At 71.6% G+C, this 18,179-nt stretch carries 15 protein-coding genes; 7 read left to right on the top strand and 8 right to left on the bottom strand.

Features of this window, described 5'->3' with window-relative positions:
• Positions 1–64 precede the first annotated feature (64 nt).
• From Sco07f_RS31535 to Sco07f_RS31525, 3 genes are all read left to right on the top strand, one after another.
• Positions 65–910: a class I SAM-dependent methyltransferase gene (locus tag Sco07f_RS31535; RefSeq protein ID WP_108989882.1), complete on the top strand. Its 846-nt coding sequence runs from the start codon at positions 65–67 to the stop codon at positions 908–910.
• Between the two features lie 141 nt (positions 911–1,051).
• Entirely contained in the window at positions 1,052–1,255 is a 204-nt protein-coding gene (locus Sco07f_RS31530; protein WP_087792495.1) for a hypothetical protein, read from the top strand.
• Between the two features lie 167 nt (positions 1,256–1,422).
• Complete coding sequence (locus Sco07f_RS31525; RefSeq protein ID WP_087792494.1) at positions 1,423–2,280, top strand: glycerophosphodiester phosphodiesterase; 858 nt, start codon at positions 1,423–1,425, stop codon at positions 2,278–2,280.
• Here the strand turns inward: Sco07f_RS31525 and Sco07f_RS31520 are convergent.
• From Sco07f_RS31520 to Sco07f_RS31495, 6 genes are read right to left on the bottom strand one after another with little or no spacing between them, the layout of a single operon-like run.
• Positions 2,267–3,244, bottom strand: coding sequence for a formylglycine-generating enzyme family protein (locus tag Sco07f_RS31520; RefSeq protein WP_087792493.1), 978 nt, complete (start codon positions 3,242–3,244; stop codon positions 2,267–2,269). The genes Sco07f_RS31525 and Sco07f_RS31520 overlap by 14 nt on opposite strands.
• 32 nt (positions 3,245–3,276) lie before the next feature.
• The gene (locus Sco07f_RS31515; RefSeq protein WP_087792492.1) at positions 3,277–4,821 is read right to left on the bottom strand and encodes a sulfatase family protein; all 1,545 of its coding nucleotides are present in this window, start codon (positions 4,819–4,821) and stop codon (positions 3,277–3,279) included.
• Positions 4,818–5,819: an aliphatic sulfonate ABC transporter substrate-binding protein gene (locus Sco07f_RS31510; protein ID WP_042821956.1), complete on the bottom strand. Its 1,002-nt coding sequence runs from the start codon at positions 5,817–5,819 to the stop codon at positions 4,818–4,820. Before Sco07f_RS31510 ends, Sco07f_RS31515 begins: the two co-directional genes overlap by 4 nt.
• A gap of 20 nt (positions 5,820–5,839) precedes the next feature.
• Positions 5,840–6,652: an ABC transporter ATP-binding protein gene (locus Sco07f_RS31505; RefSeq protein ID WP_007387996.1), complete on the bottom strand. Its 813-nt coding sequence runs from the start codon at positions 6,650–6,652 to the stop codon at positions 5,840–5,842.
• A complete protein-coding gene (locus Sco07f_RS31500; protein ID WP_174855444.1) occupies positions 6,649–7,530 on the bottom strand; it encodes an ABC transporter permease in 882 nt (293 codons plus the stop codon). The genes Sco07f_RS31505 and Sco07f_RS31500 overlap by 4 nt, the downstream gene beginning before the upstream one ends.
• Positions 7,517–8,782: an ROK family transcriptional regulator gene (locus Sco07f_RS31495; RefSeq protein WP_054101533.1), complete on the bottom strand. Its 1,266-nt coding sequence runs from the start codon at positions 8,780–8,782 to the stop codon at positions 7,517–7,519. Before Sco07f_RS31495 ends, Sco07f_RS31500 begins: the two co-directional genes overlap by 14 nt.
• A 235-nt stretch (positions 8,783–9,017) precedes the next feature.
• Between Sco07f_RS31495 and Sco07f_RS31490 the strand changes: the two genes are divergently transcribed.
• The 3 genes from Sco07f_RS31490 (at position 9,018) to Sco07f_RS31480 (ending at position 13,324) form a co-directional block, all read left to right on the top strand.
• Positions 9,018–10,376: a family 43 glycosylhydrolase gene (locus Sco07f_RS31490; protein ID WP_054101532.1), complete on the top strand. Its 1,359-nt coding sequence runs from the start codon at positions 9,018–9,020 to the stop codon at positions 10,374–10,376.
• 120 nt (positions 10,377–10,496) lie between these two features.
• Positions 10,497–12,653 carry a SpoIIE family protein phosphatase gene (locus Sco07f_RS31485; protein ID WP_108989805.1) on the top strand — a complete coding sequence of 719 codons (2,157 nt, stop codon included), beginning with the start codon at positions 10,497–10,499 and terminating at the stop codon, positions 12,651–12,653.
• Positions 12,650–13,324, top strand: coding sequence for a CBS domain-containing protein (locus Sco07f_RS31480; protein ID WP_087792488.1), 675 nt, complete (start codon positions 12,650–12,652; stop codon positions 13,322–13,324). The genes Sco07f_RS31485 and Sco07f_RS31480 overlap by 4 nt, the downstream gene beginning before the upstream one ends.
• 97 nt (positions 13,325–13,421) lie before the next feature.
• On the opposite strand, the gene Sco07f_RS31475 is transcribed toward Sco07f_RS31480, so the two are convergent.
• A complete protein-coding gene (locus tag Sco07f_RS31475; RefSeq protein ID WP_087792487.1) occupies positions 13,422–14,369 on the bottom strand; it encodes a LysR family transcriptional regulator in 948 nt (315 codons plus the stop codon).
• A gap of 106 nt (positions 14,370–14,475) precedes the next feature.
• Between Sco07f_RS31475 and Sco07f_RS31470 the strand changes: the two genes are divergently transcribed.
• Positions 14,476–15,789 (top strand): aspartate aminotransferase family protein, encoded by a 1,314-nt coding sequence (locus Sco07f_RS31470; RefSeq protein ID WP_108989804.1) that lies wholly within the window; start codon positions 14,476–14,478, stop codon positions 15,787–15,789.
• A gap of 59 nt (positions 15,790–15,848) precedes the next feature.
• Here Sco07f_RS31470 and Sco07f_RS31465 read toward each other — a convergent pair whose 3' ends face one another.
• Positions 15,849–18,068 (bottom strand): MMPL family transporter, encoded by a 2,220-nt coding sequence (locus Sco07f_RS31465; RefSeq protein WP_087793119.1) that lies wholly within the window; start codon positions 18,066–18,068, stop codon positions 15,849–15,851.
• Positions 18,069–18,179 lie beyond the last annotated feature (111 nt).

The raw sequence follows: 18,179 nt of genomic DNA, 5'->3' as shown, positions 1-18,179 counted from the left end.
CTGCACGGTGGGATCATGGGGCTCGGTGGGGACACGTACGGGACCGGGGATGCGGCGGGTGGTCATGGGAGACGGCGGCCGGGAGTGGGACGAGACGCTGTTCTCCGGTACCGCGCCCTTCTACCGGCGCGGGCGGCTCCCGTACGCGCCCGGTCTGGCCCACGTACTCGCCCAGGTGCTGGCGCTGGACGGCCGGGGCCGGCTCATCGACCTGGGGTGCGGGCCGGGGACGGTGGCGCTGCGTCTGGCGGGGCTCTTCGACGAGGTGGTCGGGGTCGATCCGGACGCGGCGATGCTCGCGGAGGCGGCGCGCGGGGCCGCCGAGCTGGAGGTGACGGAGAAGGTGCGGTGGGTGCGGGCGCGGGCCGAGGAACTGCCCGCGGGGCTCGGCGACTTCACCGTCGCGACCCTCGCCCAGTCGTTCCACTGGATGGACCGCGAGCGGGTGGCGGCGACCGTACGGCGCATGCTCAGGCCCGGTGGGGCGCTGGTGCACATCTCCGACCTCAAGGGTGAGAGCCGGACCGTCGACGAGCTGCCTCATCCCCCGGTCCCGCGTGCGGCGATCGACGCGCTCGTCAGACGGTATCTGGGACCGGTCCGCCGGGCCGGCCGGGGGCTGCTGCCGTGCGGCACGCCCGCCGGTGAGCACGCGATCCTGGCCGGGGCGGGGTTCGCCGGCCCGTACCGCCATGTCGTGCCCGGTGGGCAGGCGATGGTGCGCACCTGCGACGACGTCGTCGCGGGCGTGTTCTCGATGTCGTTCTCGGCTCCGCACCTGTTCGGCGACCGGCTCCCCGCCTTCGAGGCGGACCTGCGCCGGCTGCTGAGGGAGGTTTCGCCGTCGGTCCGCTTCTCCGAACGCCGGCCCGGTACCGAGGTGTTCGTCTGGCCGCGCGGGGCGGAGTGAGCGGGCTTCTCCCGGGGTGCCGTGTTGGGGGTGCGGGGTGCCATGTTCGGGATGCGGGGTGCGGGGTGCGGGGTGAACCCGACTGGTCCAGTCGGCCCACAGTTGGCGTTTCCCCGACGCCCTCCCTTCGTTGGGACGGACATGATCAAGAAGCTCGCCTGTGTCTCCGTCATGGCCACCGCTCTGCTGGTCTCCGCCCCCGTCGCCGAGGCGGCTCCCGTGCCCAACCCGTCCGCCGGCGTTCCCGGTGGCCGGCTCCTCGACGGTCTCCTCGGATCGCTGGAGGTGGGGCATCCGGCCACCTCCCCGCAGTCGCTCCTGCCCCAGGGCATCGTCGGCAGGTGAAAGGCGGGGCGGGAGGGGCTGATTGCGCGCAATCGGCCCCTCCTCCTCCGATGACCGGTTCGACGCTCCGCTCTACCGGCCCATCCCGGCCCCGCCAGTCCGTGGCAGGGTTCCCGTAACCGCGGTCCGGGAGCCTCCAGGGAGTCGTTCGAGCACGGGAGGCTCAAGTGAAGCTTGCGAGCAAGAGGCGCACCGGTGTCGTGGTGGCGTTGCTGAGTGGGCTGGCGTTGGCGATGACGTCGACGTCCGCGCGGGCCGCGACCGACGGACCCGACGCCATCGCCCACCGCGGCTCCTCCGGCATGGCACCCGAAAACACCGCCGCCGCCATCGACCTCGCCGTCCACCAACGCGCCGACTACGTCGAAATCGACGTCCAACGCACCAAGGACGGCAAACTCGTCAACTTCCACGACTGCACCATGGAACGCACCACCAACATCGAAGACCTCTACCCCGACCGCCCCCGCTACCGCGTCTCCGACTTCACCTGGAACGAACTGCGCCGCCTCGACGCCGGAACCTGGTTCCACGACGACTACGCAGACGAACGCATCATCACCGTCGACGACGTCATCCGCCACATCCAGCACACCCGCACCGGACTCCTCGCCGAAATCAGCCCCTGCAGCCAGTACGGCACCACCATCGCCACCGACCTCGCCGACGCCCTGCGCGCCAAACCCCACTACCTCCACAAAGCCCTCACCCGGAACCGACTGGCCGTCCAGTCCTTCCAGACCGACGACGCCCACACCTTCCACACCGCCCAGCCCGACATCCCCATCGGCATCCTCGACGCCGACCGCCCCACCGACACCGAACTCGTCGAACTCAGCCAATGGGCCGACCAGATCAACCCCCAGCACACCGTCACCGACCAGACCCTCGTCGACCGCATCCACCAACTCGGCATGACCACCAACGTCTGGACCGTCGACGAACCCGGCGCCATCCGCAAAATGACCAACCTCGGCGTCGACGGCATCATCACCGACTACCCCCAGACACTCACCCAGCGCTGAGGTCGGCGTCCTCCTCGTCGTTGGCGCAGCGGAAGCCGAGGTTGCCGGACGAGGAGTCCGGGGTGTTGGAGGAGCGGGCGGCGACCCGGTAGCGGTTGCAGTAGGAGTCGTGGCACAGGTAGGAGCCGCCGCGCAGGACCCGGGTGGTCCCGGTCGCGGGGCCGCGCGGGTCCGTGGTCGGCGAGTCGGCGTAGTAGGTGGGTGAGAACCAGTCGGCGCACCATTCCCACACGTTGCCCGCGGTGTTCCACAGCCCGTGGCCGTTGGGGCGGTAGGACTTGACCGGTGCGGTGGTGAGGTGGCCGTCCTCGGCCGTGTTGACGTGGGGGAAGCGGCCCTGCCAGATGTTGCAGCGCCACCGGCCGCCGGGGGTCAGTTCGTCGCCCCAGGCGTAGCGGCGGCCGGCCAGTCCCCCGCGGGCCGCGTACTCCCACTCGGCCTCGGTGGGCAGGCGCTTGCCGGCCCACCGGGCGTAGGCGGTGGCGTCGTTCCAGGAGACGTGGACGACGGGGTGGTTCTGCCGGCCGGTGATGTCGGAACGGGCGCCCTCGGGACGACGCCAGTGGGCGCCCCGGACGTTGATCCACCAGGGGGCACCGGCGGCGTTGCCGAGGACGTCGGCGCCGGGGGCGGCGACCACGAGGTGGAATACCGCCGAGGAGCCGAAGCGTTCGGCGTCGGTCACGTGGCCCGTCGCTTTGACGAAGGCGGCGAACCGGGCGTTGGTGACGGCCGTCTCGTCGATGTGGAAGGGTTTCAGACGCACCGCGTGCACGGGGGTCTCGCCGTCGGCCGGATATCCCTCGCCGAAGGCGTCCCCCATCGCGAACCCACCGCCCGGCAGGCGCACTTGACCACGGGTGGAGCGCGGCCCGGTGGCGGACCCCGGTGCCGGAAGGTGCGTGGTGTCTACGGTGGCGGGTGCTGCCGCGGGGGTGCAGCACGGACGGTGGGCGCGGGTCATGGTTCCTCGATCGGGCTGCGGACTTGCCGGTGTCAGGCCTTGTACGTGGACTCGTCGAGCCCGCTCAGGGTCGGGTCGTGGCCCACCTCGCCGACGTCGTACATCGATGTCATCCAGTGGTAGAAGTTGTCGCCGCGCTCGCGCAGTACGTCGTACAGCCGGCGCATCATGCGGCCGCGGACCTCCGCCTGCTCGGGGTGGGCGTACACGTTCTGGAGTTCGTCCGGGTCGGTGTGCAGGTCGTACAGCTCGTTGACGGAGTCGGGGTTGACGACGAGTTTGTACCGGTCCTCGCGCAGCATGCGTTGCGGGTAGGGGAAGTGGTGGCCGTGGAACTCGCAGACGATGTCCTCGTCCCACTCGACCTGCTCGCCCCGCACCAGCGGCAGCAGGCTGCGTGAGTCGACGGCGGGTTTCGGGTCGAGGCCCGCCAGTTCGAGGATGGTCGCGGTGCAGTCGAGGAGGCTGACGAACTCGTCGCGCACCTGGCCTCCGGGCGCGCCGGGGACGCGTAGCAGCCCGGGTGTGCGGTAGATGTCCTCGTACATCGCGGGGCCTTTGTCGTGCAGCCGGTGGGAGCCGGTGAACTCTCCGTGGTCGCAGGTGAAGAACACCGCGGTGTCGTCCACGAGGCCGAGGCGTTCCATGGCGTCCATGACCCGGCCGATCTGCTTGTCGATGAGGGCCACGTAGCCCCAGTAGACGGCGATGAGCTTGCGGGTCGTCTCGATGGGCATGGTGTCGAAGGTCCAGTGCGCGCTGTAGTTGCGCTGCACGGGGGGTTTGCCCTCGAAGGTCTCGGACACCGATCTCGGCAGCTGGACGTCGGCCGGGTCGACCAGGTCGAAGTACTCGTCCGGGAGGATGTACGGCAGGTGCGGTCCGAAGAAGTGCAGGGCCAGGAAGAAGGGCTGGTCGCGCTCGTGGACGTCGGCGGCGTACCGCTCCAGCTGCTCGATGGCGCGGGTGGCCAGGTAGTGCTCGAAGGTGGCCTCGACGGGCTGGTGGAGCCGTGCGGCGAGCAGATTCCCGGGGCCGCCGTTGGGCAGGGTGCCGCGGACGCGGTCGCTGATCTCGTACGGGGGCAGTCCGCGCTCGTCGAGGTAGGCGAGGTAGTCGGGGTGGTCGACGGGGTTGTGCCAGCCGGGCAGGTCGGGGCCGTCGAAGCCGTAGTCGGCCGCGTTGCGCCGGTTGCCGGTGTGCCATTTGCCGAACAGGCCGCAGTTGTAGCCGTGTTCGCGCAGTGCGCGGGAGAAGGCGAACTGGTCCTCGGCCAGGTCCTCGAGGTAGCCGACGTTGCGTTCGTGGTTGGCGAGGAGCTTGTGCCGGAAGGGTGCCTGCCCGGTCAGGAGACTGGCGCGGGCCGGGGTGCAGATCGCGGTGGGGGTGTACCAGCGGTCGAAACGGGTTCCCGTGGCGGCCAGTTCGTCGAGTGCGGGGGTGTGGGCCAGCGGGTTGCCGTAGGCGCCGAGCGTGTCCGTGCGGTGCTGGTCGGTCATGAGGAAGAGGATGTTCTTCCCGGGCGTGCCGGGCCGGGTGGTGCCGGGACCGGCGCCGGGCTGGTTCGCTTGGGTCACTTGCCCGCTCCCGTGAAGAGGTCACCGGTGTAGTAGGTCTTCGGGTCGACGGGCTTCTCCAGCTTGCCGGCGTCGACGAAGTAGTCGTTCATGCCCTTCAGCCACTTGACGACGGTGCCGTCCTCGGTCAGCTTGTCCAGTTCCTCGACGCCGAGCACCTTGTTGTTGGCGGCGTCCGCCTTCACCTGGTCGACGGGGATCTTCAGCTTGGCGGCGGTGAGTTCGATCGCCTCGTCGGTGTGCTCGGAGCGGAACGTCATGGCCTCGCGCAGCACGGCGAGGACCTTCTTGGTCTTCTCCGGCTGGTCGGCCACCACCTTGTTGCCCGCCACGAACGCGGTGGGGAAGGAGACGTCCTGCTCGAAGTCGGTGTTCTTGGCGAGCTCGACCAGGTCGGGAACCTGCTTCTTGATCGTCGCCGCGGCCGGGTACCAGAAGCCGGCGCCGTCGACCTGCCCGGACGAGAAGGCGGAGACGATGGTGGAGGGGTCCATGGGGACGACCTTCAGGTCGTCCTTGGTCATCCCGGCCTTCTCCAGGGCGAGGGTGAGGATCATGTCGCCGGAGGTGCCCTCGGGCACGGCGACGGTCTTGCCCTTGAGCTGCTGCATCGAGGTGATGCCCGGCTGGGCGAGGACCCGGTCGGAGTTGCCGAGGGTGTTGACGGCGACGACCTTCGCCTGGCCGGAGGCGGGGAGCCACATGGCGCCGGGGCCTATGTAGCCGAAGTCGAGGTTGTTGGTGCCGAGGGCCTGGATCTGGAGCGGCCCGTTGGTGAAGACCTTGGCGTCCGCCGACAGCCCGTGCTTCTTCCACAGGCCCTTGGCCTCGGCGATGGCGATGAGGCTGGCGCCGTTGAAGTCGTTGATGTAGCCGAAGCGGACCTTGTCCGAGGATCCACCGGAGGACGAGCCGCCGCCGCACGCGGCGAGGAGCGCCATGGCGGCCGTGCCGGCGAGGGCGGTGGTGAGGGTTCTGCGGGTGAGGGAGGGTGTCATGGCGGTGGGTCCCTTCCGGGTCATGACGGGGAGGAGTGGGAACCGGAAAGGGCGGCGGTGCGGCCTTCCTGGTGGTAGACGGAGTGCCACACGCGGTTGCGCAGTGCGGCGAACTCGGGGCTGAGCCGGAAGGCCTCGTCGCGCACGATGGCCGGGTCGACGTCGATGACGTCGTAGACGCGTCCGGGGCGGGCGGCCATCACGACGACCCGGTTGGCCAGGAACACGGCCTCGTCGACGTCGTGGGTGATGAACAGGACCGTGCGCTTGTCCTGGCTCCAGGTCTTGAGCAGCTGCTCCTGGAGTTTGACCCGGGTGAGCGCGTCGAGGGCGCCGAAGGGTTCGTCCATCAGCAGGATCGAGGGGTCGACGGCGTAGGCGCGGGCGATGGCGCAGCGCTGGCGCATGCCGCCGGAGAGGGTCTTGGGGAGCGCGTCGGCGAAGCGTTCCAGGCCGACGAGTTCGATGAAGTGCTCGGCCCTGGCGCGGCGTTCCGCCTTGGGCACGCCGGTGGTGCGCAGGCCGAACTCGACGTTCTGCCGCACGGTCAGCCAGGGGAAGAGGGCGTACTGCTGGAAGATCACGCCGCGCTCGGGGCCGGGGCCGGAGACGGGGGCGCCGTCCACCAGGGCGCGGCCGGCCGTGGGCGTCTCGAGCCCGGCGAGGATGTTCATCAGGGTGCTCTTGCCGCACCCGGAGGGGCCGACGACGGTGACGAACTCGTGGTTCGCGATGTCGAGGGACACGTCGTCGAGGGCGGTGAAGGTCTCCCGGCCCAGCGAGAAGGTCTTGGTGACGTGCTGGACGGAGATCTTGGCTTCTGTGCTGGTCATCGGCGTTCCTGCCATCGGGTGAGCCGGCGTTCGGCGAGGAGGAGGACGCGGTCCATGAGGAGACCGAGGATTCCGATCGAGATCAGCCCGACGAAGATGGTCGGGAGGTCGTAGTAGAGCTGCGCGTTCTGCATGCGGTAGCCGAGGCCCTCCTGGGCGGCGATCAGCTCGGCGGCGACCAGGGTCGCCCAGGCCGAGCCGAGGCCGACCCGCATGCCGACGAGGATGAAGGGGGTGGAGGCCGGCACCACCACGCGGGCGAAGATCGTGGCGTCGCCCGCGCCGAGGACCCGGGCGGCGTTGATCAGGGTGCGGTCGACGTTCACCACGCCCTGGAAGGTGGAGATCACGCAGGCCAGGAACGCGGCGAGGAAGATGACGAAGATCTTCGGTGTCTCGTCGATGCCCATGGCGACCACGGCGAGCGGGATGATCGCCAGCGGCGGGATGGTGCGGAAGAACTGGATCCAGGGTTCGATCAGTCCGCGCAGGATGCCGTACCAGCCCATCAGGAAGCCCACCGGGACGGCCACGGCCGTGCCCAGCGCGAAGCCGATGAGGACCCGGGTCAGGCTGGCCAGCGCGTCGTCGGCGAGCGTCCCGTCGCTGATCAGCGTGCCGGCCCGGGAGACGACCTCGGGCGGGGTCGGCAGCTTGAACCCTGCGGACGCGAGGGCCCACCAGAGGGCGATGCCGAGCGCGACGGACACGGCGTTGAGGGCGAGCGGAAGCCCGCGCCGGCCGGAACGGGAGGGCTCCCGCGCGGACTTGGTGTCGCCCGCGGTGGTGTCGCCCGCTTCGGACCCGGGCAGGGCCCCGGGCTCCTTCTCGGGCCGCGAGTGCCGCTGGTCGGCGCTCCGCTTGTCAAGGACGGACATGGGCGGCTCCTTCGGTGGCGGAGTCGGGCGCGTCGGAACGGCCCTTCACCTCGGCGGTTTCGGGGTACCTCGCCAGGAGGGGTGAGCTGTGGAAGACGGCGGCGAGCGCGCCGATGGCGCCGTCGTCGTCGGAGAGCCGGGCCGCGGCGACGACGGGCCCGGCCGAGGCGGTCGGGAAGATCTCGGCGGCGAGGGTGGCCGCGACCTGCTCCACGAGGACGGGCGCCAGCCGGGTGATCTCGCCGCCGATGACCACCTTCGCCGGGTTCAGCATCATGGTCGCGGCGCCGACCACCCGCCCCAGTGCCCCCGCGGCCTCCCGCAGGACCCGGTCCGCGACGGGGTGGGCGCGGCGCACGGCGGCGGCGAGGTCGTCGAGGTTCTCCAGGCGCAGTCCGAACTCCCAGCAGGCGGCGAGGATGCCGGGCACGGAGGCCACGGTCTCCAGACAGCCCCGCTTGCCGCACCGGCAGGGCCGGCCCGCCGGTTCGACGGTCACGTGGCCCAGCTCGCCGGCCAGTCCGGACGAGCCGGTCACCAGCTGGCCGCCGACGACGAGGCCGCCGCCGACGCCGTCCGACAGCCGTACGTACACCAGGTCGGCGACGCTGTCGGCGCCGCTGATCGCCTCGGCCAGGGCGGCCAGGCGGGTGTTGTTGTCAACGATCACCGGTGCGTCGAAGCGCTCGGCGAAGGCCACGTCGACGCCTTCGGGTGCCGGGCGGAGCACGGTGGTGCCCGCCGTGGCGCGGGGCCAGGCGGCTCCCTCCGGTGCCGGGTAGGGGCCGGGCACACCGATGCCGATGCCCTGGAGCGCCCCGTAGTGGACTCCGGCCTCGCTGCTCAGCCGGTCGACCAGTTCCAGGGCCAGTTCGGTGCGGGTCTTCCAGGTCGCGGTGTCCTCGTAGCGGACGGAGCCCGAGACCATGATCTCGTGCGAGGCGTCCGCGACGACGACGTGCACCCGCCGGTGTCCGAAGTCGACGCCCATGAACTGCGCGGAGGCCGGGTCGAGGGCCAGCCGTTCGGCCGGCCGGCCGCTGCCCTCACGCCGGGAGGCGTCGGTGTCCACGACGACGATGGCGCCTCGTTGCAGGAGGTTGCCGGTGATCTCGGACAGGGTGGTGCGCGACAGGCCCACGACCCGGGCGATCTCGCCGCGGCTCATGGCGCCGTTCTCCTGAAGCGCACGCATCACGCGCTCTTCGTGGGTCCGCCTGACCAGTGCGTGCACTCCGCTGGGCATCTGCATGCCGGTCAAGGTAGGGAGGCTCGATTATTCCGTCAACACTCCGGCGGAAAGATGCAACGAAGCGTTCACAATGCCTGGTGGCCGGGGCCACGGCAGCAAGGTTCCTACGGCTTTATTCGTCCGGCCTGTTGACGTAAATGCGCGGGGTTCGCATGCTGTGCGCCGTACCCCCGTCGTGCGGCTCGTGTGCCGCCCCCCGGTTCCCGGACGGGGACGACCAAGGAGAACCCGACTGATGACCGATGCCGAGTACGGACTCCACCGACGCTCCCTGCTGGCCGGCGCCGCCGGTGTGGGGGCGGCGTTCGCCCTGCCGGCGAGCACCGCGCAGGCGGCTCCCGCCGGCGCGCCCGCCGCTTCCCCGGCGGCCGGGACGTCCCGGCACCGCGCGCGGAACTGGCCCGACCCCGAGCAGTACGGCGTGGCGGACACGCGGACGGACCTGTGGCCGCGCGAGGACAACTCGTTCGTCCTCCCGCTGGAGCTGCGCCCCCGTGACGAGGAGCGCGGCACGGTGTGGATGCGCGACACCTACGTGAACTGCTTCGTCGTCGACGGCCGCCCGCTGTACGTCGCCACGGGCACCTCCCGGGTGCCCGGACTCGAGGCCGCCGGTCCCTGGAACGACGGGATCTTCGTGTGGCTGGCCCCCTCCCTCGAGGGGCCGTGGCGGCTGGCCGACACCACCGGCATCCGGCCCGGGGCCGAGCGGGGCAAAGTGTGGTCGCCCGAGTTCGCCGGGGAGAACCGGCCCGGCCGCACGGTCGTCGCGCCCTGGCAGGAGTACTGGCACGACGAGCGGTTCGGCAAGCGCGGTCAGGCCTGGGCGCCGGAGCTGCACTACTTCCGGGGCACCTGGTACCTCGTGGCGTGCATGGGCGACCACTCCCGCAAGGTCGGCTCGTTCATGCTGGTGAGCGAGGGCGGGGTCGAGGGCCCGTACCGGCTGATCGAGGGGAACCTGGACAAGCCCTTCGGCGACTCGTTCATCGGCGGTCCGAAGTTCATCGAGCCCGGCGCCTACCACCACATCGACGGCGGCCTCTTCACCGAGGGCGACGACGCGTGGCTCGTGCTCCACAACGACCTGTACGCGAGGTTCCGGGACGACATGGAGGACATCGTCACGACGACGGACCTGCCCCGGTTCCGGCAGACCCCCTACTCCCCGGAGCCGTACCTCGAGGGCGCGTACGTGTTCAAGCACAAGGGCAAGTACCACCTCGTCCACGCCGCCTGGGACCGGACGTCGGTCAACACCGACGGCACCGTCCGCCAGGCCTACGACGAGCCCGCGACCGGCCGGGTGCAGTACCAGTACGACGCGGTCGTCGCCGTGGCCGACCGGTTCGAGGGACCGTACTCGAAGCGGTACACCGCGGGGGTCGGGGCCGGTCACAACAACTTCTTCGCCGACCACAGGGGCGGCCTGTGGGCGACGTACTTCCTCAACCCCGCCGCCGGCTACTGGTCCGACGCGTCCCGCGTCGCCGAGTCGGCCGTACCCGGTGTCGTACGGCTGGAGTGGACCGGACCGGCGGACGGCCGCCTGTACGTGAAGCGCAGGTCGCCGGGGCACGGCGACCGGGACTGAGCGGCGTCCCCCGTCCTCGCGTGCCGTCGCGGCGGGACGGGCGTAGTGTCCAGATATGGGTGATGTTCGGTGTGGCCGGCGTCGGGCAGCCCTGTCGGCGCGGACACGGGTGGACGGCTGATGGACTCCGCGATGGCCGCGGTGGTGCGGGCGAGCGGTGCGTACGGAGGGATCCTGTACGCACTGCCGCCGGGCGAGGACGCCGCGTGGCAGGTTCTGATCACGGGGGTCCCGCAGGAGATGGCCGCCCCGTGGCGGCGGGTCGGACTCAAGGACCCCATGCCCGTCGCGGACGCCATCCGGGAACGCCGTCTGGTGTGGGCCGCCGGCCGGGAGAACATGGCACGCCAGTACCCGCGGCTGGCGCTCGTCCTGCCGTACGAGTTCGGCCTCGCGGCCGCGCCGGTGACCTCGGGCGCCGCCGTCCGGGGCGGGCTGGTGCTGCTGTGGGCCGGGGACCACCCGACCCGGCTGAACGGCGGCGAACAGGACGCCGTCCGGGCGGGCTGCCGCCGGCTGGGTGACAGCATGGAGCGGACGCTGGCCCGTGGCGAGCCACTGGTGCCGGACCGCCCCCGGACCGTGCCGCCGGCGGCCCCGCGCCCGTCCTCCCCCGGCGAGGCGGCCGCGCTGTCCGCGTTCGTGGACCGCCTGCCCGGCGGTTCGTGCGCGCTGGACCTGCAGGGACGCCTCACCTACGTCACTCCGGGGGCCGCGGGACTGCTCGGTGTCGACCGGTCCCTGCTGATGGGCGCGCTGCCGTGGGAGGCGCTGCCCTGGATGGACGTGCCGCACGTGGAGGACCGCTACCGGGCCGCGCTGGTCAGCCGCAGACCACAGGCCTTCACGGTGCTGCGCCCGCCGAAGACGTGGCTGACCTTCGAGCTGTACCCGGACGCCACCGGCCTGAGTGTCCGCATCGTCCCCGGCAGCCCGGACGCGGACGCACCTTCACCCCCGTCGGGACGGAGCACGGGACCCAGCCGTGCCACGGTGCTCTACCACCTGATGCACCTGGCCTCCACCCTGACCGAGGCCGTCAGCGTGCCGGACGTGGTCGAGCAGACCGCCGACCAGCTGATGCCCGCACTGGGTGCGCAGGGCATGGTGGTGATGATCCCGGAGGACGGCCGTCTGAGGATCGTCGGACAGCGCGGCTACCAACCGGAGCTCCTGAAGCATTTCAACGGGCTCCCCCTGTCCTCGGCCGTCCCCGGCGCCGACGTCATGGCCACGGGCGTCCCCGGTTTCTGGCCGACGTTCGAGGAACTCCACGAGGCCTATCCCGCGATGACGCACGAAGACGGGATGGCCGCCTGGGCCGTGCTGCCGCTGATCGCCTCCGGCCGCCCCATCGGCTCCCTTCTGCTCTCCTACCAGCGGCCCCACGTCTTCCCGCCCGGGGAACGGGCCGCCCTCACGTCGCTGGCCGGCCTGGTCGGGCAGGCCCTGGACCGGGCCCGGCTCTACGACGCCAAGCACCACCTCGCCCACCGCCTCCAGTCCGCCCTGCTGCCCCACTCCCTCCCCCACGTGCCCGGTCTGAACGTCGCCGCCTGCTACCTCCCGGCGGCCCGGGGGCTGGGCATCGGCGGCGACTTCTACGACGTCATCCGCCTCGACGAGCACACGGCCGCCGTCACCATCGGCGACGTACAGGGACACAACGTGGACGCGGCGGCCCTCATGGGGCAGGTCCGCACCGCCGTGCACGCGCACGCGACCGTGGGTGCGCCGCCCGGCGACGTCCTGGCCCGCACCAACCGCCTGCTCACCGACCTGGACCCCGGCCTGTTCACCAGCTGTGCCTACGTCCACCTCGACCTCGCCACCCACCGTGCCTGCGTGGCACTCGCCGGGCACCCTCCTCCCCTGCTGCGCCACGCCGACGGGCGCGTCGAGCCGCTGCGGGTCCCACCCGGTCTGCTCCTCGGCATCGAGCCGGACACCGTGTACCCCTCGCTGGAGTTCCCGCTGCCGCCCGGCTGTGTGCTCGCCCTCTACACCGACGGCCTGGTCGAGGCGCCCGGAGTCGACCTCGACGACGCGATCGCGGCTCTCGCGGGGCTTCTGGAACACGGTGACCCCGGCGACCTCGACGCCATGGCCGAGAGCCTCATCCGGCACGCCCCCACCCCGGGTGACGACATCGCACTGCTCCTCGTCAGTCCCCGCGCGGTGGTGGGGCACTCCGAAGGCCGATCGATCGTTTTCACGGACGAGAAGGACGAACGCCGGTCCGCGGGGGCCGGCAGCGGAGGGGAAGACGCTCGATGAAACACCAGACGGTGCGCGACCTGATGAGTGACGCCGTGGTGCGCGTGCAGCGCGGCACACCGTTCAAGGAGATCGCCCACCTGCTGCTGGAGTACGACATCACGGCGGTGCCGGTGGTCGACGGGGAGAACCGTCCCGTGGGCGTGGTGTCGGAGGCGGACCTTCTGCAGAAGATGTGGGGCGGGGAGCCCGACGGTTCGCCCGAGCACGCCGAGTGGTCCCGGGCGGCGGCGGCCGGCAAGGCGGACGCCACGGACGCGGACGGGCTGATGACCTCTCCCCCGCTGTGCGCCCGCGAGAGCTGGAGCGTGGTGGAAGCCGCCCGGGTGATGGCCCGGCACCGCATCAAACGGCTGCTGGTCGTCGACGAGGAGGGGCGGCTGGCCGGGGTCGTCAGCAGGAGCGACCTGCTGCGGGTCTTCCTGCGCACGGACCGCGCGATCCGCACCGAGATCATCGAAGAGGCCCTGGTGAAGGCGCTCGGCCTGGCGCCGTCGTCGGTGCAGGTGGACGTGGCGCACGGCCATGTCGTGCTCAGTGGCCGGCTCCCGGCCGACGTGTCCGCCCCGCTCCTGGAGGAGCACTGCCGGAGCGTGGACGGCGTCGTCGCCGTCGAGTTCAGACCGGCCGGCGAGGCCGGTGCCGAGGGTCCCGCGGCCGTCGGCTCCTGACCTCCCGCCCGGGTGGCGGTCCGGCCGTCGGGCCGTCGGGCCACGTCATGCCCGACGAACTCCACCGCCGGAGTCCCCCCGTCGGGAGTGGGAGCCGTCAGGGGTGGGATCCCTCGTCACCGCGCTCGCGGGCCGGGTCCGGGGCGGCCAGGGCCTCGATCTCCGGGTGGTCGCGCAGGGCGGCGATGACCGCGTTCACCGCCGCGCGCCGGGGCGTGCCGCGCCGCACCACGACGGCGACGTTGCGGTGCACCGGTGGGCTCAGCCGCCGGGTGACGACGGCGTGGTCGGCCGTGACGGCGAGGGCGGGCAGCAGACCGATCGACCCCGTCGTCTCGACGTGCCGCAGCAGCATGAGGTAGTTGCTGAACCGGCAGGCCACCCGGGGCTCGAACCCGGCCTCGCGGCAAAGCCGCACGGTCAGGTCCGCCATGTACGACTGCGGACGGTCGCAGGCCCAGGTCTCCTCCTTGCACGCCGCCAGGTTCACCGCGGTGCGGGAGGCCAGCGGATGGCCGAGCGGCAGCACCAGCACGACCGGGTCACTGCCCAGCGTCATGACCTCGATGTCCGCGCCCCAGGTCAGGCCGGTGTAGTCGGTGGTGGTGACGATGACGTCCGCGTCGCCCGAGCGCAGGGCGGGACCGCTCTCGTGCGGCTCCATCTCGACGAGTTCCAGGTGCAGGTGGGGGTGGGTCGTGGCCAGCCGGTTCGCCGCGGGGACGGCGAGACTGTAGATCGCGCTCTGGAACACACCGAGCCGGACGGTGCCGATGGGTTCGTCGTTCAGGGCACGCAGTTCGGCCTCGACGTCGGCCATCCGGTCGAGGATCTCCCGGCCCCTGCGGGCCAGCAGAAGCCCGGCCGGGGTCAGCCGCACCCGCCGCCCGGTCCGTTCGACGAGCCGGCACCGGGTCTCGGTCTCCAGCACCGCCAGCTGCTGGGAGACCGTCGAAGCGCTCAGGTGCAGCGTTTCGGCGACCGCACGGACGGTGCCGAGCGTGTCGAGCTGACTGAGCAGGTGCAGGCGTCCGGAGTTGAGCACGCGGAGATGGTACGGCGTACCGGGCCGGTCTGTACGGTTCTGACGTACAGATGCATCGAAACTGTGCGATGGACACGCGCAGTGGCCCGTCCCTAACGTCGGTCGCATGCCTTCCGAGACTTCCGGCGCCGACGCGGGGCGTCACCTGATCCGCTACTCCGGCCACGCGCCCTTCTCGCCCGAGGTGGTCGTGCGCGCCGCGGGCACCTCCGTGTTCACGGAGAACGGCCGTGAACTGCTGGACTTCACCTCCGGTCAGATGAGTGCCATCCTCGGTCACTCCCATCCGGCGATCGTGTCCACGGTGCGCGAGCAGGTCGCGCACCTCGACCACCTGCACAGCGGCATGCTCAGCCGCCCGGTCGTCGAGCTGGCCCGCCGGCTGGCCGGCACCCTGCCCGAGCCGCTGGACAAGGCGCTGCTGCTGACCACCGGGGCGGAGGCGAACGAGGCCGCGGTACGGATGGCGAAGCTCGTCACCGGCCGCCACGAGATCGTCTCCTTCGCCCGGTCCTGGCACGGCATGACCCAGGCCGCGGCGAACGCCACCTACAGCGCGGGGCGCAAGGGCTACGGCCCCGCGGCCCCGGGCAACTTCGCGTTGCCGGTGCCCGACCGCTACCGCCCCTCGGTCGTCGGCGCGGACGGCGAGCTGGACTGGCGCCGCCAGCTGGACCTGGGCTTCGAGATGATCGACGCGCAGTCGGTCGGCAGTCTGGCCGCGTGCCTGGTGGAACCGATCCTCTCCTCCGGCGGCGTCGTCGAGCTTCCGCCGGGCTATCTCGCCGCGCTGAAGGACAAGTGCCGCGAGCGGGGCATGCTGCTGATCCTGGACGAGGCCCAGACGGGACTGTGCCGGACCGGCGACTGGTACGCCTTCGAGCACGAGGGCGTCGTCCCGGACATCCTCACCCTGTCCAAGACGCTGGGCGCGGGACTGCCGCTGGCCGCCGTACTGACCAGCCCGGAGATCGAGCAGCGGGCCCACGAGCGCGGGTTCCTGTTCTTCACCACGCACGTCAACGACCCGTTGCCGGCCGCCGTGGGCAACACCGTCCTCGACGTCCTGGTCCGCGACCGGCTGGACGAGCGGGCACGCACCCTCGGCACGGCGCTGCGGGAGGGCCTCGACAAGCTGGCCGCCCGCCACCGGGTCGTGGGCGACGTCCGGGGCCGGGGGCTGCTGCTGGGCATGGAACTGGTCGGCGACGAGGTGCTGGGTGACGGCGGGGCGGACCGGCTCGGCGCCGCCGTCACCCGGCGCTGCTTCGAGCTGGGGCTGCACATGAACATCGTCCAGCTCCCGGGAATGGGCGGCATCTTCCGCATCGCGCCGCCCCTGACCGCGAGCGACGACGAGATCGCCCGGGGCGTCGCCGTCCTCGACGAGGCGCTCACGGACGCCGCCGGGGACCTGTGACACAGGGCCCCCGGTGACCTGGGCTTCCAGGTCACCGGGGGCCGCCGTGCACGCGGGTGTCAGACTCCGGCCGTCTCCGGCTCCCGGGCGGGCTCCGGGGGCGTGGCGGTGTCGCCGAGTTCGCGGTGCAGCTTCTCACCCTCGACGTCGACGTTGGGCAGGACGCGGTCCAGCCACTTGGGCAGCCACCACGCCTTGGTGCCGAGCAGGGCGAGCACGGCCGGAACGATGGCCATGCGGACCACGAAGGCGTCGAAGAGGACCGCGATCGCGAGGCCGAAGCCCATCATCTTGATCATGGCGTCGTTCTCCAGGATGAAGCCGGAGAAGACACTGATCATGATGATCGCGGCCGCCGCGACGACCCGGCCGCCGTGGGTGAAGCCCGTGGTGACGGACTCGGCGGGGGACTCCCCGTGGACGTACGCCTCCCGCATGCGGGTGACGAGGAAGACCTCGTAGTCCATGGCCAGGCCGAAGACCACGCCGATCATGAAGATGGGCATCATCGACATGATCGGACCCGGCTGGTCCACGCCGAACACGTCGGCGAGCCAGCCCCACTGGAAGACCGCGACCACCGCGCCGAGCGCCGCGGCCACCGAGAGCAGGAAGCCCAGGGCCGCCTTCAGCGGCACGAGGACCGAGCGGAACACCAGCATCAGGAGCAGGAAGGCGAGCCCGACGACCAGCGCCAGGTAGGGGATGAGCGCGTCGTCCAGGGTCTGCGAGAAGTCGATCGTCATCGCGGTCGCGCCGGTGACCAGCATGGTCGCGCCGGTGTCGGCCTCGATGTCGCCGGACAGCGAGCGGATGTCGTGCACCAGCGACTCGGTGGCGACGTCGCTCGGCCCGGTCTGGGGCACCACGGTGAGGACGGCCGTGTCGCCCTTCTCGTTGAAGCTGGCCGGGGTGACCGCCGCGGCCTTCCCCAGTCCGGTGATCTTCTCGCTCACCGTGTCGGCGGCGGCCTTCGGGTCGTCGGCGTCGCGCGCGTCGACGGCGATCATGAACGGGCCGTTGAACCCGGCCCCGAAGGACTCGGACAGCATGTCGTAGGCCTTGCGCTGGGTGGTGTCGGGGGCCGAGCTGCCCTCGTCGGGCAGGCCCAGCTCCATGCCGGCGGCCGGTACGGCGATCACGCCGAGGCCGAGGACCGCGGTCAGCAGCACGGTGACCGGGCGCCGCTGCACGAAACGGGCCCAGCGGGTGCCGAGCTTCGGCTTGCCGGAGGCGGCCCGCGCCCCGGCGGGTGCCTTGCGGTCCTTGCGGCTGAGGGCCTTCTTGCCCGCGAAGCCGAGCAGGGCCGGGGTGAGGGTCAGGGCGATCAGCACGGCGATGCCGACGGTGCCCGCCGCGGCCAGGCCCATCTTGGTGAGGATCGGGATGTTGACGATGGCGAGCCCGGCGAGGGCCACGACGACGGTGAGTCCGGCGAAGACGACCGCGGAGCCCGCGGTGCCGACCGCGCGTCCGGCCGCCTCCTCGGGGGCGCGGCCCTCGGCTATCTCGGCCCGGTAGCGGGAGACGATGAACAGGGCGTAGTCGATGGCGACCGCGAGGCCGATCATCATGGCCAGCGTGGAGGTGGTGGCGGACAGCTCCAGGGTGCTGCCCAGCGCCCCGATGGCGGAGATGCCGATGCCGACACCGATGATCGCCGAGAGCAGCGGCATACCGGCCGCGACCAGTGAGCCGAAGGTCAGCAGGAGCACGATCGCGGCGACGCCGATGCCGATCAGCTCGGCGGTGCCGCCCATCTCCTGCTCGGCCACGACCGCGTCGCCGCCGGTCTCGACGGTGTACCCGCCCGCGCGGGCGGTGTCGGTGGCGGCGGTGAGCGAGTCCCGGGCCTCGTCGGTCAGCTCCATCGCGTTGACCTTGTAGGTCACGGAGGCGTAGGCGGTGGTGCCGTCCTTGCTGACGGCGTTCGCCTTGAAGGGGTCGTCCACCGAGGCGACCTGCGGTCCGGCCTTCAGGTCGGCGACCAGGTCCTGGACCCGGTCCTTGCCGGCTCCGTCGGATATCTTCGCGCCCTCGGGAGCACGGATCACGACGCGGGCCGTGGCGCCCTCGGCGCTGGCGGCCGGGAACTGCTCGTCGAGCAGGTCGAACGCCTTCTGGGACTCGGTGCCCGGCATGGAGAAGGAGTCTTCGGGCGGGGCCGGCGCGGCGGACGAGGCCACGCCGGCGCCCACGAGCAGGGCCACCCACAGCAGGGCGACGAGGCCGCGGCGCCGGAACGCCCTCCGGCCGAGTCGATAGAGAAACGTAGCCACCTTGTGGACCAATCCGTCGGGTTGCGGGCAGGACGAAGACCCGGCACATGGGGGGAAGGCGGAGGCGCGGACCGGGGTACACATCCATGCTCGCCCGGGGTTCCCGGCGTT

Origin of the sequence: Streptomyces coelicoflavus, assembly GCF_003112555.1 — a bacterium.
In the GTDB taxonomy this organism is placed as follows: Bacteria; Actinomycetota; Actinomycetes; order Streptomycetales; family Streptomycetaceae; genus Streptomyces; species Streptomyces coelicoflavus.
The sequence above is the reverse complement of the archived record's forward strand: the minus strand, read 5'-3'. Positions and strand labels throughout refer to the sequence as shown.

Excerpts from the sequence above, each read along its gene's own strand:
- Sco07f_RS31535 (WP_108989882.1), top strand. The coding sequence starts at position 65 with ATGGGAGACGGCGGCCGGGAGTGGGACGAGACGCTGTTCTCCGGTACC.
- Sco07f_RS31530 (WP_087792495.1), top strand. The coding sequence starts at position 1,052 with ATGATCAAGAAGCTCGCCTGTGTCTCCGTCATGGCCACCGCTCTGCTG.
- Sco07f_RS31520 (WP_087792493.1), bottom strand. The coding sequence starts at position 3,244 with ATGACCCGCGCCCACCGTCCGTGCTGCACCCCCGCGGCAGCACCCGCC.
- Sco07f_RS31510 (WP_042821956.1), bottom strand. The coding sequence starts at position 5,819 with ATGACACCCTCCCTCACCCGCAGAACCCTCACCACCGCCCTCGCCGGC.
- Sco07f_RS31505 (WP_007387996.1), bottom strand. The coding sequence starts at position 6,652 with ATGACCAGCACAGAAGCCAAGATCTCCGTCCAGCACGTCACCAAGACC.
- Sco07f_RS31500 (WP_174855444.1), bottom strand. The coding sequence starts at position 7,530 with ATGTCCGTCCTTGACAAGCGGAGCGCCGACCAGCGGCACTCGCGGCCC.
- Sco07f_RS31495 (WP_054101533.1), bottom strand. The coding sequence starts at position 8,782 with ATGCAGATGCCCAGCGGAGTGCACGCACTGGTCAGGCGGACCCACGAA.
- Sco07f_RS31490 (WP_054101532.1), top strand. The coding sequence starts at position 9,018 with ATGACCGATGCCGAGTACGGACTCCACCGACGCTCCCTGCTGGCCGGC.
- Sco07f_RS31485 (WP_108989805.1), top strand. The coding sequence starts at position 10,497 with ATGGACTCCGCGATGGCCGCGGTGGTGCGGGCGAGCGGTGCGTACGGA.
- Sco07f_RS31480 (WP_087792488.1), top strand. The coding sequence starts at position 12,650 with ATGAAACACCAGACGGTGCGCGACCTGATGAGTGACGCCGTGGTGCGC.
- Sco07f_RS31470 (WP_108989804.1), top strand. The coding sequence starts at position 14,476 with ATGCCTTCCGAGACTTCCGGCGCCGACGCGGGGCGTCACCTGATCCGC.